Source organism: Psychrobacter sp. H8-1, assembly GCF_904846575.1.
Taxonomy (GTDB): Bacteria; Pseudomonadota; Gammaproteobacteria; order Pseudomonadales; family Moraxellaceae; genus Psychrobacter; species Psychrobacter fulvigenes.
Genome location: NZ_CAJHBG010000001.1, coordinates 76,093 through 93,133, shown reverse-complemented (window position 1 = coordinate 93,133; position 17,041 = coordinate 76,093). Strand labels below are relative to the sequence as shown.

The 17,041-nt window shown below is 45.1% G+C and carries 13 protein-coding genes; 6 read left to right on the top strand and 7 right to left on the bottom strand.

What is annotated here, in order from left to right; all coding sequences use genetic code 11:
* Window positions 1-38 precede the first annotated feature (38 nt).
* The 3 genes from JMY01_RS00430 to JMY01_RS00420 all read left to right on the top strand — a co-directional run bounded on the left by JMY01_RS00430 (window position 39) and on the right by JMY01_RS00420 (window position 3,857).
* Window positions 39-1,391, top strand: coding sequence for an anhydro-N-acetylmuramic acid kinase (locus JMY01_RS00430; RefSeq protein ID WP_201573357.1), 1,353 nt, complete (start codon window positions 39-41; stop codon window positions 1,389-1,391).
* Between the two features lie 166 nt (window positions 1,392-1,557).
* Window positions 1,558-2,931, top strand: coding sequence for a beta-ketoacyl-ACP synthase II (gene fabF, locus JMY01_RS00425; protein WP_201573348.1), 1,374 nt, complete (start codon window positions 1,558-1,560; stop codon window positions 2,929-2,931).
* Window positions 2,932-3,059: 128 nt separating this feature from the next.
* A complete protein-coding gene (locus JMY01_RS00420; protein WP_227677604.1) occupies window positions 3,060-3,857 on the top strand; it encodes a hypothetical protein in 798 nt (265 codons plus the stop codon).
* Window positions 3,858-3,971: 114 nt separating this feature from the next.
* Here JMY01_RS00420 and JMY01_RS00415 read toward each other — a convergent pair whose 3' ends face one another.
* The 6 genes from JMY01_RS00415 to JMY01_RS00390 all read right to left on the bottom strand — a co-directional run bounded on the left by JMY01_RS00415 (window position 3,972) and on the right by JMY01_RS00390 (window position 12,638).
* Entirely contained in the window at window positions 3,972-5,789 is a 1,818-nt protein-coding gene (locus tag JMY01_RS00415) for an aminopeptidase P family protein (protein WP_201573336.1), read from the bottom strand.
* Between the two features lie 312 nt (window positions 5,790-6,101).
* The gene (locus tag JMY01_RS00410) at window positions 6,102-7,664 is read right to left on the bottom strand and encodes a peptide MFS transporter (protein ID WP_201573334.1); all 1,563 of its coding nucleotides are present in this window, start codon (window positions 7,662-7,664) and stop codon (window positions 6,102-6,104) included.
* A gap of 351 nt (window positions 7,665-8,015) precedes the next feature.
* Window positions 8,016-9,185 carry a cytochrome-c peroxidase gene (locus JMY01_RS00405; RefSeq protein ID WP_201573332.1) on the bottom strand — a complete coding sequence of 390 codons (1,170 nt, stop codon included), beginning with the start codon at window positions 9,183-9,185 and terminating at the stop codon, window positions 8,016-8,018.
* Window positions 9,186-9,349: 164 nt separating this feature from the next.
* Complete coding sequence (locus JMY01_RS00400) at window positions 9,350-9,763, bottom strand: hypothetical protein (protein WP_201573330.1); 414 nt, start codon at window positions 9,761-9,763, stop codon at window positions 9,350-9,352.
* Window positions 9,764-9,897: 134 nt separating this feature from the next.
* Window positions 9,898-11,472: an apolipoprotein N-acyltransferase gene (gene lnt / locus JMY01_RS00395; protein WP_201573328.1), complete on the bottom strand. Its 1,575-nt coding sequence runs from the start codon at window positions 11,470-11,472 to the stop codon at window positions 9,898-9,900.
* Window positions 11,473-11,738: 266 nt separating this feature from the next.
* Window positions 11,739-12,638, bottom strand: coding sequence for a CBS domain-containing protein (locus JMY01_RS00390; protein WP_201573326.1), 900 nt, complete (start codon window positions 12,636-12,638; stop codon window positions 11,739-11,741).
* Window positions 12,639-12,868: 230 nt separating this feature from the next.
* Between JMY01_RS00390 and JMY01_RS00385 the strand changes: the two genes are divergently transcribed.
* The gene (locus JMY01_RS00385; protein WP_201573317.1) at window positions 12,869-14,110 is read left to right on the top strand and encodes a DUF4105 domain-containing protein; all 1,242 of its coding nucleotides are present in this window, start codon (window positions 12,869-12,871) and stop codon (window positions 14,108-14,110) included.
* A gap of 5 nt (window positions 14,111-14,115) precedes the next feature.
* On the opposite strand, the gene JMY01_RS00380 is transcribed toward JMY01_RS00385, so the two are convergent.
* Window positions 14,116-14,601 carry a YcgN family cysteine cluster protein gene (locus JMY01_RS00380; RefSeq protein WP_201576966.1) on the bottom strand — a complete coding sequence of 162 codons (486 nt, stop codon included), beginning with the start codon at window positions 14,599-14,601 and terminating at the stop codon, window positions 14,116-14,118.
* A 303-nt stretch (window positions 14,602-14,904) separates the two neighbouring features.
* Between JMY01_RS00380 and JMY01_RS00375 the strand changes: the two genes are divergently transcribed.
* Window positions 14,905-15,642, top strand: a complete 738-nt coding sequence (locus tag JMY01_RS00375) for a dienelactone hydrolase family protein (RefSeq protein WP_201573315.1) — start codon at window positions 14,905-14,907, stop codon at window positions 15,640-15,642.
* Between the two features lie 248 nt (window positions 15,643-15,890).
* A complete protein-coding gene (gene ylqF / locus JMY01_RS00370) occupies window positions 15,891-16,844 on the top strand; it encodes a ribosome biogenesis GTPase YlqF (RefSeq protein WP_201573313.1) in 954 nt (317 codons plus the stop codon).
* Window positions 16,845-17,041 lie beyond the last annotated feature (197 nt).

Genomic DNA, 17,041 nt, shown 5'->3' with positions numbered 1-17,041 from the left:
TTTGGCAGATATATTAGCGTTTTTTAAGGTAAATTGCCATGACCAACCCTGTCCTTGCTACTAATGAGCATGAAAACACCAGCTTTTCAGGTGACCCGCTCAACTCAATAAATAATGACGATGATACAAATTATGCATCACTGACTGAAGCACTTGAACAAACAGTATTTGAAAACTTCGACGATGGTTTATATATCGGCATGATGTCAGGCACCAGCTTAGATGGTATGGATGCAGTTCTTTGTCAATTTAGTACTGGTGTCGATCATGAAGACGACATCCAGACACCCATGCGCCTGTTAGCTACTTATAGTAAAAGCTTTCCGCCACGTTTACGTGAAGTGTTATTGGCACTATGTCAACCAAATGGCGTCCAAGAGTTAGTAGCAACAGCGGATGAACCCAACAGCGAATTAGACTGGTTCGGTTGGGCAAGCAAAGCGTATGCTGAGTTTGCCAGCGAAGTAGTGAATACTTTATTGCAAAAAACCAATACCGATAGCGAGTCAGTATTGGCGATCGGTTGCCATGGACAAACCGTGCGCCATCGTCCACAGATGGGCTTTAGCTTGCAACTGCTCGATGCCAACATCATCGCTGAGCGTACTGGCATCAGTGTCGTCAGCGATTTTCGTCGCCGTGATATGGCAGTCGGTGGGCAAGGAGCGCCTTTGGTACCTGCTTTTCATCAAGCATTATTTGCCACGCCAGATAGCACACGGGTGTTATTGAACTTGGGCGGTATCGCCAATATAACGGTCTTGCCAGCGGTTTCTGCTGCTAGTGACACTCAAGCAAATGACAATGTCGTTGGCTATGATACTGGCCCTGCCAATTTATTATTAGATGCGTGGACAACGCTGCATACTGACAAAGACTATGATGAAGGCGGTGCGTGGGCACAGTCTGGACAGGTCGTGGAACCACTACTCAATCAGCTGATAGAGCATCCGTTTTTTGCACGTCATTATCCCAAAAGTACTGGCCGTGAGGAATTTAACTTAGAATGGCTGCAAGCTGAACTGCAAAGATTCGATCAAGCGTCTGCTCATATTCGCTATTCGTCAGCGGATGTGCAGGCAACGCTTACTGAATTGACGGCAATGAGTGCCAGTATGCAAATCAATCAGTTTGTCAAAAACCACGAAAACAGCTCGGTTTATGTCTGCGGTGGCGGTGCCCTGAACGAGTATTTGATGACGCGACTTCAAGCGCATTTACCGCATTGTACTATAGAGACTACTGCCAGCTTGGGGCTTGACCCGACATGGGTAGAAGCCGTTGCTTTTGCATGGCTAGCACGGCAAACGCTAATCGGCGAGAATGGCAATCTGCCAGCCGTCACTGGAGCAAACAAAGGCGTGGTACTGGGGCAGGTCTGTTTTGCTTAAGTTTTCTGTGTAAATATCATTCTATATAATTAAGTTTACAGGCGTAAACTAATATGTTTTATAATGGGTGATAAAATACGGATATAACGCTATCAATATCACAACCTAAAATGAGCCGTATTAAGACGGCAAGCCCTCTATAAAGCGCAATTATAGGATATAACGCATGAGCCAAAATAGTAATTCACCCACGCCCAACGCCAATAATAACACTCAAGCCACAGCAGCAAAACCTCGTAAACCACCACACTATGAGCGCTCAGATGAGACGCGTGTGGTCGTTACTGGTATGGGCGCTGTCACACCTCTGGGGTTAGATGTTGAGAGTACTTGGAGTCGTCTGCTGGCAGGTGAGAGTGGGATTGATACTATCTCGCACTTTGACGCCACTGATTACCGTGCGCAAATTGCAGGCGTCGTCAAAGACTTCGATGCCAAGCAATATATGAATGCCAAAGACGCACGCCGCTATGATGAGTTTATGCATTATGGAGTGGCCGCCACCTCAATGGCATTGCATAATGCAGGTTATATTGATGAGGTAAGCGCGGATGATGCCCCTGTCAAACATGTCGATCAGGAGCGTTTTGGTGTCATTTTAGGCTCAGGCATTGGTGGTATCCAAACCATCGAAAATAGCCGTGATATGCTGCGTGATAAAGGCGCCAAAAAAGTCTCTCCGTTTATCATTCCTGGCTCTATTGTCAATATGGCAGCAGGACTGGTAGCAATCAAGCACAGCCTAAAAGGCCCCAATCTTGCCACTGCCACCGCATGTACGACAGCGACTCACGCTATTGGTTTAGCAGCGCGACTCATCGCTTATGGTGATGCAGACGTGATGTTGGCTGGTGGTAGCGAAAAAGGCTCTAGCCCATTAGGAATGTCAGGATTTGGTGCGATGCACGCTCTCTCTACTCGCAATGATGAGCCAGTCAAAGCGTCGCGCCCGTTTGACAAAGACCGTGATGGATTCGTGCTTGGTGACGGGGCAGGTGTGTTGGTACTCGAAAGTCTTGCTCATGCAAAAGCACGCGGGGCGAAGATACTGGCAGAAGTGGTTGGCTTTGGCATGAGTGATGACGCCAGCCACATTACCGCGCCGCCTGAAGATGGTAGCGGCGCTGCACGAGCCATGCAAAATGCGCTTAATGATGCTGGTATTGATCCTTCAGTAGTGGGCTATGTCAATGCTCATGGTACCAGCACACCTGCTGGCGATGTCGCTGAGTCGATTGCCATTGAAACGGTATTTGCGCCTGTCAAAGACAGTATCTTAGTCAGCTCAACCAAGTCTATGACTGGCCATCTGCTTGGTGCCGCTGGTGGTATCGAAGCCATATTTTCCATACTTGCCCTGCAGCATCAGCATGTCCCGCCGACGATAAATCTAGACAACATCGAAGATAACTGTAACCTAGATTATGTGGCACACCAGTCACGTAAAGTTGATGACTTGAATTATGCTGTCTCTAATAGCTTTGGCTTTGGCGGCACTAATGGCTCATTGATATTTGCCCGCTGGCCTAGTGGTGAGTAAAGCTTAAAAGGTTACAATCTTGTTCGTTGTAACTTTATTGTCATATTTACTACGATTGTCCTCTTGCAGCCCCTTATCGTACTTGCGTATGATAAGGGGTAATTTTTGCGATATTTATGGAAGATACCATGTCAAGCTACTCATTTTCCCATCAATTCTATCAGCGTTGGACACTTGCGCCAGAGCCAGTACGTACTGCTATCACCCAAGAGCTAAAAGACATCACCACGTTACTGCAAACAGAGACGCCTTTTGAAAGCTTTGTTTTTAGTATCCATGATTTAGATGCTCATATCGATGAGCTCTATCAAAACCACGAAGCTGAACAAGCGATTGCCAAAGCCATCGCCGACAAACAAGCGCAAGAGCGAGCAGCCGCAGAGCAGCAGCGATTAGCAGAAGAACAGAAGATGGCACAAGAAGAAGCGCGCGCCTTGGCAGAAGCTGAGCGTGTAGAGGTTCAGCGTCAAGCAGAAAAAGAACAGAAAGAAAATTTAGAAAAAGAAAAAGCTGAAGCGATCGCACAACAAGAAACAGAAGACGCCAGTAGCCCTAGCGGCGAAGCGAATAAAAATACTAAAGGGCCAAGTGATAATAAAGATAGCAACAATAACAACGACAATAATCAAGATATTACTGCTGTGGCGGACAAGCCAAACGATGCCGTTAACCCTGCTACTCATGCCAAAAAAGAAGTAGCACTCGATATAGCGCCGACAAATACTGTCTTAAGTGATGACCACGAAGGCCTCATCCATGAGTTAGGCGTACACGTTGATGACTACCTAAGCGAACAGATGATGCAAATGTCTGAGGATTTAAAGTCATGGTTACGTGCTGAAGTGAGCCGTCAATTGGCTGGTATGGTAGAAAAACCCCAAGCTGTCGAAAATACTGTACAGAAAAACGATGCAAAGCAAAACTAAGGGGTTTTTGATTAGGGTCTAAACGTCGTATTCGTATATAGAAGACTGCAAATAAGAAAACCCCAGTAACTATAGTTACTGGGGTTTTTCGTTATAGAATTAAAAGGCTTTTTTTTAAATGGCTTGCGTACGCTCGGTCAGCCACTCAAGTGCCGCGCCATCAACGCGATCTTTTAGCTCAGCGTAGACTTGGCTATGATAGTCATTTAGCCAATCTATCTCTACCTGAGTCAACAATGAAGGCTCAATCAAACGGGTATCAATTGGGCAGTAAGTGATGGTTTCAAAGTTTAAAAAGTCACCAAACTCAGTCTCAGTTGGACTCGCCACTGTTGTATTGACGACCAAGTTTTCGATACGAATACCCCACTTGCCCTCTCGGTATAGACCTGGCTCATTACTAGATATCATACCTGCTTTCATCGCACGCTCTTTTGGTGTACTGGCACTATAGGCGATGACTTGCGGACCTTCATGCACGTTTAAGAAGTAACCAACACCATGACCCGTCCCATGACCATAATCCATCTGCGCTTGCCATAGTGGCGCACGGCAGATCGCATCGATGAGTGGCGAGGCAATACCATCAGGGAAGCTGGCACGTGCCAAAGCAATATGCGCTTTTAGTACTGTGGTAAAGTCGCGTTTATGCTCGTTACTTACTTGTCCAATACCCACCACGCGAGTGATATCGGTGGTACCGTTTTGATACTGGGCACCTGAGTCAATCAGTAATAAACCGCCCTCGCCTTCACTCACATCGAGGTAGCTGAATTTTTCTGCCGTTGCACGATAATGTGGCAATGCACCGTTTTCATTGAACCCTGCAATCGTTGGAAAGCTTGGCGATACATAATGTGGCTGCTGACTACGTACGTCGATGAGCATACTATCCACGTCCAGCTCACTTAAACGCTCACCGTCTGCTAAACGCTGCTCGAACGTGGCAAAAAACTCACACAGTGCCGCGCCATCTTGACGCATGGCTTCGCGCACATGATCGATATCAGCATCAGATTTGACAGATTTCAGCAAAGTACTGGGTGCCATTTGCTCGATAAAGCCCACATCGTCCGCCATTTTTGATAGCGTGCCCACCGCAACTTTACTTGGATCTAACAATAGCAAGTCTTCTGGCGTCAGCTCGCTCAAGGCATCCTGTACTGCCTCATAATCAGCAAGCGTGATACCACTCTCTTTTAGAGATTTTTCGATATCGCTACTGACTTTGTTTTTATCAACAAATAACGTCGCTTTGTCTGCACTGATGAGCATATGCGCCAAAAACACTGGGTTGTAATCGACATCAGCGCCGCGCAGATTGGTCAACCAAGCGATATCATCTAAGCTTGAAAGCAAGTGATGCGTGGTGCCTGCGTCAGCCATACCTGCACGCACGGTGGCAAGCTTTGAGGTAGCAGACTGCGCGACAAACTGCGCTTCATGTTGATATAGCTTTGCTGAAGGTAGCGCTGGACGATCTGTCCATATCTCGCTCAATACATCACGCTCAGTGATTAAAGTAATGTCGTTGGCATCAAAAGCATCTAGTAGCTTATCTTGCTCAGCGATAGACAGCACATTACCATCGACTGCTACGCTATCACCCTCTGCCAACTGCTCGGCGAGCCAGTCAATATGATTTGGCTGACCTGGAGCAAGTTTCTCCAAAGTAATACCCGTGCCCTCTAGTTGATCCGCTGCATGCACCCAATAGCGACTATCGGTCCATAGTCCAGCAAAATCAGCGGTAACGACGAGCGTACCGACTGAGCCTGTAAATCCTGATAACCATAAACGCGATTGCCAGTATTCTGGTAAATACTCAGACAAATGCGGATCAGCAGACGGTACGATAATTGCCGTGAGGTCTTGGGCAGCTATGCTCTTACGTAAACTATCGATACGGTCATGAATGATTTGTTTATTCATTAAAAGTGTCCTTATGAGTTTTGGAAAAATTAAATTTAGAAAGTTACTGCTGTGAGGCGACTATGGATAGCCGTCTTATGCGAGCGGGTAAATTGTTAAGCGTTCACTGAACGATGATTATTTGAATGTAAATCAATTAAATTGAAAACAGAACATCATTAGATGTTTGGGCAGAAAGTACGCTTTCAATGGCCTAGAAGAAACATCTCACTAATTACAATCATAAAACGTGCTACCAGTCATGGTAACACGTCTCATCATTTGCCTTTTACTCGTACTATATTTTTAAAAGCGTCGTTAAGCCTCTATTCATTAGCTCGCTTTATCAGCGTGCTCGCTTTTTTCAAGCATTTTATTGATAGGTTTCGCCAATAACAACAATACAACGGCTGTCACCACCAAAAAGACTGCCATCGTCGTAAAGAGTGTTGGCAATCCTTCGATTTTATCTGCTGAGACATTACCACCGAAGAATGCGGCAACAAGGTTACCCATGGCTAAAGAAGCAAAGAACAGCCCCATCATCTGTCCTTGCATGCCTTTTGGGGCAAGCTTAGTCATCGATGATAGACCTACAGGACTAAGTGCCAACTCACCAAGTGTCAGTAGCAGCAAACTACCCACCAACCACAACGGTGACGCGAGACCAGTATCATTGGTCAAGATACTCTTGGACGCCACAATCATCAAGCCAAAGCCTGCGGCGGCAAGCAGCATACCGAGAGCAAATTTTGCCATACTGCTAGGCTCAATGCCTCTGTTGCCAAGCTTAACCCAGATAATACTAATGATTGGCGCTAGCAATAAGATGAATAGAGGGTTGAGTGATTGAAACCAAATACTTGGTATCTCAAACCCTAAAACGTTCAAATCTGTATAACGATCAGCAAACAAGTTAAAAGAAGTCGGCTGCTGCTCAAAGCTTGACCAAAACAGCGTCGAGCCGATAATTAAAATAAAGCAAATCAACAAACGCAGCTTATCAGTCTTATCAAGTCTGGGTGAAATAAACATAATAACAAAGTAGAGTATCACCACGGCTGCGATGATGTAGGTCATATACTCTGCTACCATTTCAGGCTGAAACGGCATGATCCCTGCAGAGACTAAAACGACGACTGCCACTAACAAGGCTAGGAATCCTGCGACCCAGCGGCCTACGTTTCTGTAACGGTCATTTGAGCGCTCCCACTCAGGAGTGATGCCCTTTGCTTGCGCGTAATGGGTCAGTGTCTTTTGAGCAGAAAAACGATAGATGAGCAATGAGACCAACATACCCAGACCACCAACACCAAAGCCGACGTGCCACATGCCTTGTTCTTTGAACACTCCAACGATAAGCGCGGCTAATAACGCGCCGATATTGATGCCCATATAAAACAAGGTAAAGCCGCTATCACGGCGCACATCACCCTCTTCATACAACGCACCAACCATTACGGAGATACAGGTTTTAAACAGCCCTGAGCCCAAAACAATGCACATGAGACCGACAAAAAATAGCGTCATGCCAAACATAGCGGAGAGCGCAATACACAAATGCCCAAGGGCGATAATAATACTACCCCACCACAGAGCACGCTCTTGACCAAGCCAGTTATCAGCTAGCCAGCCCCCTGGTACCGCTGCTAAATATAACGAACCAGCAAAGATACCATAGATAGCAGATGCGGTGACTTCATCAAAACCAAAACCACCGCTGCCTACTGTCGCCACCATGAATAGTACTAATAGCGGGCGAATACTATAATAAGAAAACCGCTCCCACATCTCAGTAAAAAATAGCGGGCGCAGCGGTTTTGGGTGCCCCATAAAGCCATTGTCTAGCGACTCTAATTCAGCAGTACTGACCTCAGAACCTGATTCTCTGCTCATAACATTATTCCTTGAGGTATACGATAACAATAATGACCAAACCCTTTATTATTATGACGGACGGTCATATATTTGCGTTATTGTTTCATTAGATTATTCACAAGTAAAGAATAGATATGTTCATTAATTGAACAGACCATGCTAATTGTCATTTAGCGAGGATAACGCTTAGACGGCTTTTTCTACTGAATGTTTGGTGAGTAGCTATATATTAATAACAGAGATATGACTGACCTAACAACTGTAAATACATTGATAAAAAACTGACAAAAAAAAGCACCTATTTATAAATAGGTGCTTTTAGATAAATATAGTATGGCGATCAACTGCCCTGTTTCAGCAACCAGTCAATTAAGACGTGGTCTTTTCAAACGGCTCAGGTAATGGCGTGTTCTCATTCGATGGTGGTAATGTAGGATAGTTAATGACTGGCTGATCACCGGTAAGCGTCTTTAAGAAAGCCACTATATCTGTCGTTTCCTCTTCGGTATATTCACGGTTAAGCTGTATTTTACCCATGATATTGACCGCTTCAGCCAGTGAGTTTACTTGACCGTCATGGAAGTACGGATAGGTCAGCTCGATATTACGCAGGGTTGGTACTTTAAACACATACTTATCTGCTTCTTTACCAGTGACCGCATAGCGTCCTTCAGATAAATTTTGCGTGGTATATTTTTCAAACACCCCAAACTTCTGGAACGAGCTACCACCGAGTGCTATACCACTGTGACAAACAACACAGCCACTTTCTTTAAAGACTTTATAGCCATTTAGCTCTTGCGCCGTGATGGCGTCATCATCGCCACCAAGCCACTGATCAAAGCGTGAGTTGGGCGTTACTAAAGTATCTTCAAATATAGCAATAGCACTGGTGATTTGATCGATAGTAATATCACCATCGGTACCGAATGCTTCATTAAATCGTGCTTTGTACTCTGGAATAGAATTAAGTACCTTGACCACATGCTCATGGCTTGATGCCATTTCAATCGGGTTCTCGATTGGGCCGCCTGCTTGCTCCATTAGGTCTTTAGCACGGCCATCCCAAAATTGCGCCAAGAAAAAGCGGCTGTTGAGAACGGTTGGTGAGTTGATAGGCCCTTCTGCCCATCCATGCCCAATTGAAGTAGGTATGTTATCTGTACCACCTTTGGCAAGATCATGACAACTGTTGCAAGATAGGCCACCAGATTTGGATAAGCGCGTATCGAACCACAGCATATTACCCAGCTCAACTTTTTTAGGTTCAGTGATAGCGACTACCGGGATAGGCTCAATAGGCTCATCACGGACACTAACAATAGGCTCTGCCACAGTTTTTTCAGCACTGGCTGCAGCAGTGACTTCAGTCTCTACCACTTCAGCAGCGTCCTCATCCACCGCCACTTCCATATGCTCACCCGCTGGACGCAAGAAAGCCGAAATACCAATTAGCAGTACGATGGCTAAAAAAATGCCCACACCTGCCAAGGCATAGAGCAATTCTTTTTTTGGGTTATTTTGGCTTGAGTCGGCCATAGGTCACCTACTTATATTCATGGGTATGACGATGATTTTAAATTAAAATTTGCGTTTAAATCTAAGGTTAATACTGCTGATGGTAAAAGCTTATCAAGCTTATAAAAACGGTAGCTATGTAGCTGTCTGTATGACCGGCTGTATGATCGTACTACAGCAATAGACTACTGCTCGGTGTTTTCCATTTCAACATCACCTGCTTCCAAATCTCCATCCGCTTGCTCTGCAGTCAGATCAGCGTCGGCAACCGCTGCTTGATCGACGGTGTCATTAGCTCCATCCGTAGCCACTGGCGCTGCAGCTGCTGCGTCGGCAGCTGGAGTTTCTGCTGCGTCAGTAACAGAGGCTGTAGCATCTTCGGTTTCTTCTGCAGCTACCGGAGCGTCTTCTGTCGCCACAACTTCCGCTTCATCGACTACCGTTGTTACTTCAGTATTTTCAACTGTTATATGCTGACCAGCTGGACGCAAAAAGGCTGAGATACCGACGATTAAGACGATCGTCAAAAACAGGGCAACACCGCCTAAAGCATACAAAAACTCTTTTTTTGGACTATTACTTCTGATATCTGCTGACATACCTTATCCACCTTGCGCAAAATATTTAAAATTTTAGCCTATTATATCGCAATTTATACCGATTTGTTAAAACCCTTAACTATTTAAAGGAATTATTATTAAGTACCATTAGTAAGGCAATGATGATTACCCTCTCACTTGCCCAGATTAGCACGATTGGTTGCACGCTTGCCTAGGTAGCTCAATAACAACAATAGCGTTATGACAAATAAAACTGGGTAATGCCCAAAGCGCATAAAGGGCGTGTTACCGACCCGAGCCTGAACCTCACCACGTAATACGGTACGCTCAAACTGCGGGGCGCGCTCTACAATGCGGCCTTTGTGATCAATGATAGCGGTTACACCAGTATTCGTGGCACGCATAAACCAGCGCCCATTCTCTAATGCACGCATCTGCACCATTTGCAAGTGTTGCAACGGACCTGCTGAGGTGCCAAACCAAGCATCGTTTGAGATGGTTAATAAAAAGTCCGTACCAATCGCGTTTTTCCGAGTGGTATCAGGATATGCTACCTCATAACAAACTGCTGACCCCAAGCTATGCCCGCGCACCTGTAGTGGTGACTGCTGCTCACTCCCGCGGCTATAGCTCATGATGTCTTGACTACCTGCCAAATCAGGTAAGATATCCAACAAACCTTCGAACGGAATATACTCGCCAAAAGGCACTAGACGTTGTTTTTTATACAGACCTTCTGCCTCTGCTCCTAGGGCAATGACACTGTTATAAAACGGGGGGTACTTATCGGTACTGGGATCAAAAGCCGCTTCATCTTTATAAGGAATACCAGTCACCCAAGTAGTATTCGTTTCATTCGCTATTTTTACCATTTCATTGATAAATCCCCACGCTTCAGTCTGAAACATTGGAATCGATGACTCAGGCCACAGCACGATGTCACGCCCCCACTCTGTACTGGTCAACGTGGCGTAAATATTGAGCGTTTCTACTTGAAACTCTGTCAGCCACTTGAGATCTTGCGGGATATTACCTTGTATCAAGGATACCGATAAGTTGGGTGTGCCTTTGGGCTTGGTCCATTGTGGATTCAATAGCCACAACGACGTGCTAATCACCAATAGGGCTATCGAAACAATCATATAGCCACCGCGGCGACGCAGTAGCTCTACGATACTTGCCGCTAGCAATACCGCGACGAAAGAAACAGCAAACACGCCAGCTATCGGTGCAAGCGATGACAACCAATACTGTTCAGTAAACGCATAACCGACGAATAACCAAGGAAAGCCTGTAAATAGCCAGGTTTTCATCCATTCTTGTAGTATCCATAACGCTGCAAATGACAATGGCTGACGACCGAGCATACGATTGAATATCAAGGCTAAAAAACCATGAAACAATCCCATTCCCAGACCCATCAGCGCAATCATAATCAGCGCTAGCCATACTGGAGTATTACCATAGACATGAATAGAGGTATACAGCCAAAATGCGCCCACGCAGAACAGCCCTGTGCCATAAGCATGACCGATAAAAAACGCACGCTTACCAGTCATCTCTGGCAATAGCAAAGCATACAAAATAGCGGGCGATAGTAGCGCTATTGGCCAGATACCATAAGGCGCAAGGGCAAATAAAAACATCGCACCTGCAAATAAAGCGATCACGATAGTCAGTCCAAGCGGCATGCGCTTAGAGCTATCAGGGTTTAGACGCTTTTGTAAATCAACAGTAGTCAGGCGCATAGCAAGGTATCCAAAATATCATTGTCCAAAACATTAATTCTTTGGGGTGTGCGGAACAGTCCCCAAGCAAAATTCAATCCGAGGCCGCCTAACAAACAACGATTTCAGCCTCTAAAAATTAAACCCGCCCATGATACCAGTCTGTACTCATGAATGGGTAAATTTGCGTAGCTGATGGCATTCATTCCAAGGGTAATACTAACGTCAAATCTAAAAAGCAAAAACACGACCGAAGCCGTGTTTGCATGTTCAATGTAATCAATAAATCAATGACTACCTATCAGTAGTTGTTGCTCGCCAGTGGTCTTGGTCAGTTCTAGGTTTTGAATAAAGCGCCCTTCTACATCAATGACCTTAATCTGCCAGTCATCAATTTGTACGCTTTCTCCTTCTAAGTCACCGACATAACCAAGCGCCTGCATGACAAGTCCACCCATCGTATCGACATCAGTATCATCAAACTGGCTGCCTAGCTCGTCATTACAGTCTTCAATGACCGTAGACGCTTGGACTCGCCAAGTATTAGGCTTTTCTGGATGGGCAACGATATTATTGATATCACTGTCTTCATCAAAGTCATCATGCTCATCGACGATATCACCGACGATTTCTTCTAGCAGATCTTCCATAGTGACCACGCCAGCAAAGTTACCAAACTCATCAATCACAATTGCCATATGAACTTGCGTGCGCTGCAAGGAGCGCAGTAATGTATCAGAGCGTGCAGTCTCACTAATATATAGCGGCTGACGCACCAAGTCTTTTAGACGTTTGCTATCTATCCTATCTTCTTGATCGCGCACCATATGCACCAAGATAGGAATCAAATCCTTTGCCAATAAGATACCAATCACCGCATCATCATCTTGGCTATCAAATACTGGATAGCGCGAATGCGTCGTATCAAGGATGATATCCATCACCTCTTTGAGACTGGTGCTTTCATGTAGGCCAATAACTTGCGGGCGCGGCGTCATAATCTCACGCACTTGGGTGGCGGGCAAATCGAGCACACCCTCTAACATATCCACGGTGTCAGGCTCTAAGAACTGACGCGAGTCTTGTACCAAGCGAATCAATTCGTCACGGGTTTCGGGGGCGGTCGATAGCCAGCGTTTTAAGCCGCGCATCGACCAACTACTCGGGCTGGGAGTGTCGTCAGACATGTTGATGTGATTTAACCTCTTTAGTTAATAGCAATGAAAACGATAGATGGGGATAAAAAATGATAAAAAAACCAACCAATCAATTATTAGATAATAATAGACCAGCGTAGATTAGCTCCACTTTATCGTAAGCCTACAAGACATTCAACGACAAAATTATCCAATATTGTATTGTCAGTGTGTTATAAACTTTGCTATGGTCAAAGCCTTTATTTATTCAAATTACCTCTATGTCGCTACGCAATTTTTTCTCCAAGTTCTTGTCGTCTCGTAAAGCCGATCATAGCGGGTCAGCCAGTACGAGTAACGACGCACGTCGACCAAGAAGTTGGCGGCATCATATTGTGCAGTTTTTATTAATCATTGCCTTGATATTGTCAGCACTGTGGCTGTTGATGGCAGTCTGGTACCAGCTTGGCGCGACGTCACCTATGACATGGCTGGCAACGATTTTCATCATCGGCTCGCTCACAGCGTTACTCAGTAATCGTTATTGGCCAAAGCTGATTCACAAAGTACTTCCAAAGTCAGTCGCGAAGACCGTTATCAATCACCATATGAGTAGCAAATGGCTAGCAGGACTTTATGCTGCTATCTGGCTCATCGGTGCTGGCTGGTTCGTCTCCCTCTCTCCGCAGCAAGACCGTGATTGGCAACCTGAAGTCAGTCAAAGACTCTCTTATGAGCGGGATGCAAATAACCCTGACTTAATCACCTTTACCAATATACGTAACTTTGATTGGCACACTAGCGAGGATGCCACCGAACGTTGGGAGACGCGTACGGTGGATATGTCCAAGCTCTCTGGCGTCGATATCATCAACTCATACTGGATGGGACCACTGATTGCTCATACTTTAGTGAGCTTTCGCTTTGAAGATGAGCGTCCGCTGTCTTTTTCACTTGAGATTCGTAAAGAAAATGGAGAATCATTTTCATCGCTGGGCGGACTGTTTAAGCGTTATGAGCTGAGCCTGATCGCTGCTGAAGAGCGTGACATTATCTACACTCGCAGCAATGCACGCGGTGAGCAGGTATACCTATTCCCTGTCAGCAACTTAAAGCAGTCTGAAGTAAAATCGTTATTTGAGTCTTATCTGACGGTAGCTGATGAGCTAAATGCCGAGCCTGCTTGGTACAACACCTTGACCAGTAACTGTACCAATATTATCTTTTATATGGCACGTATCATCAGTGGTGAGAGGTTGCCATGGGACTATCGGATTTGGGCGTCGGGCTGGTTGCCCAACTATCTATACGAGATAGGTATGTTGCCAAAAGCGCCAAAAGAAGAGGCGCAACCTTGGTCAATGGACACTTGGTATGAGCGTGCGCATATTAATCCAAAAGTTAGGGGTTTTGATAACCAGTCCAATGTAGACGCAAGTGCTAATAGCAGTGAGTTTTCTACTCAAATTCGTCAAGACCTTCCCATTCCGATGCTTACTGATGCTAACAAAATCGCTGACTAGGGCGACTAAGGCGTCACCCAAGTCACCACGCGCATCTCCATTTCTTCATCAGACATACCTGTCTCTGAGACGCAGCGCCCTGCTACCCCAACGTTGGCCGCGCGCATTTGCTGCTGCGTGGCTACTGCATCTTTGGTCAATAATAGATGCCATGCAGGCAATGACTGGCCTTTATACAAGCGCTTGTAAGCACAGTGCGCGGGCAGCCACATCATGTCAGGTAAATTTTCCATCGTCAGCTGGATACAGTCTGGTACATACTCTTGGCGTGATTCGTAATGTCTACAGTAGCCTGTAGCACAGTCCATCAGCTTGCAAGTGACATCCGTATATTCGACCAACTCCTCGTCCACATTGCCCTGCTCATCTTCGTCGATATACTTAATGAGGCAGCAGCTGCCACAGCCATCGCATAACGCTTCCCATTCGCTATGATTGAGTTCTGCCAACGCAAAGCGCTCCCAAAACTGTGGCCGCAGTGAATCAGCCATTTTAGTACTGGTATCAGCACTCTTATCAGACTCAGGAAACAAAGTCACAGATGGATCCGTGTTAACATTTGCATCAAACTTTGATTGAGAGTCTGAATCAGAATTTGAGTTAGCTTCATTGTTATTTAACAAATTTATAGTCATAAAATTGCAGTAGCTCTTTAATATAGAGACATTTTGATAGAGAGAGTTACAGTATTATAGCTGTTTTTATTGCTGATGGGCGTTATGGTAATACGAGTCTGCACATTGAAGACACAAAAATATAAATAAATAAAACTCAAACTATAAAAGGGAAATAATATGTCAATTAAGACTTACGAGCTTATTAGTACGACAGAAAACGGCGTTGAGCTAATCAGTTATATTGCGCTACCCGAAGATGCTTCGGCAGACAACCCAGTCGCTGGTATCATGGTTGCACCAGAGTGGTGGGGAGTAGTAGATTACCCAAAATCAGTGACTGAGCGTTTAGCAAAGGCAGGCTATGCTGCGATAGCAATGGATGTCTACGGCGAAGGTAAGCTAACAGCAGATGCTGCCATGGCTAATATGTGGATGACGCAAGTACTTGAAGATCAAGACATGCTGATGGAACGCTGCCGTTTGATTCTTAACGACTTTAGTGATCAATTAGCGGTTGATAAAGACAATCTGGGCGCAATTGGCTTTTGCTTCGGTGGCAAAATCGTGCTTGATATGGCCCGCGTTGGCATGCCATTAAAAGCAGTTACCAGCTTCCACGGTAACCCGACACCCAAACAGCCTGCGGACAAAAACTTTACCGCAAAAGTCTTGTTTGCCCACGGACGTGATGATTCAATGGTATCTATGGATGCAGTAGAGGACTTCAAAAAAGAGATGGAAAACGCTGGCGTCGATTACACTGTTGATGTGTATGACAATGCCAAGCACGGCTTTACCAACCCTAATGCGGATGAGCGCGCTGCCAAAAACGATGTGGATTTGGGCTACAACGAAGCCGCTGCCAAGCAAAGCTGGGATAAAATGATGGACTTTATGAAGACTCATTTAGCGTAGTTTTTATAACTGCGTTTTATAAGGCCATGTATAAAACAAGCTAAATAGCCTTACGATAAACCATGAGAGCCGCTTAATGATATTAAGCGGCTTTTTTAGTTTTTGTCAATTTTAGCTTTTGTTAAAGAATAGAATGAATGGAAATTCTAGCCTGATGACTTTGTTTCTGTAGTAAACTTAACGCCATCACAAAAGTATGAAATCACCATCTTGCTTTTGACATATTATTAAAAAAGGTTGTTAGATCAATGAGTAATGTTAGTATCCAATGGTTCCCTGGACACATGAACAAAGCCCGCAACGAGATCAAAGAGATCATGCCAGAGATGGATGTGGTCATCGAGGTCATCGATGCGCGCATTCCATACAGTAGCGAAAACCCGATGGTGGCAGCGCTACGTGGACAAAAACCTGTCATTAAAATATTAAATAAAGCAGACCTTGCCGACCCCCATCAAACGCAAGCGTGGATTGAGTATTTAGAAAGTCAGGATCAAGTCAAAGCCATTGCCTGCGACGACAATAAATCCAGCGAAGTCAAACGTATCGTGCAGATATGTAAACAATTAATGCCTAATAAAGTAGGCACGGGCAGGCAAATTAAAGTGCTGATCATGGGCATACCAAACGTTGGTAAATCGACGCTGATCAACAGTCTGGCTGGACGCAGCATCGCCAAAACGGGCGATGAACCTGCCGTTACCAAGTCGCAGCAGCTCATCAAAATCGATGATGACATCATGCTCTATGATACACCTGGCATGCTCTGGCCAAAAATTGAAAACCCCAATTCAGGCTACCGCTTAGCAGCCACGGGCGGTATCAAAGATACGGCTTTTGACTTTGATGATGTGGCCGGCTACACCGCTGAATATTTGATTCAGGCATATCCTGAGCTGCTCAAAGAGCGTTATAAGGTCGAAGATTTACCAAAAACTGATTGGGAGTTTTTTGACGTTGCGGGACGCAATCGAGGATTGTTAAAAAAAGGCGGCGTCGTTGACACTTACCGTATGTCTGAGATTTTGGTCAATGAGCTGCGCAGTGGCACACTGGGTCGCATTACTTTAGAGACACCAAAAATGCGTGAAGAGGAGCTGTTATTGGTAGAGGAAATACGCGCACAAGCGGAAGCGAAAAAAGAAGCTAAACTAGAAGAAAAGCGTTTACGTAAAAAGCGTGCAAGGAAGAATCGGAAGTAGAGTTACTACATAGCTTGCGTAATTAAAAATTTTTAATATTCAAAGTTTAGACCAACTTTATTACTCATAAAGGCTACTATGACTCCATCTGCTAAGACCATTCAAATCTATCTCCCTAAAGGCAATCCGCGCAGACTACGTTTGGCGGAGATAACTACAATTCATACTTATAATATCAATCTGTATCTTTTTTTGAG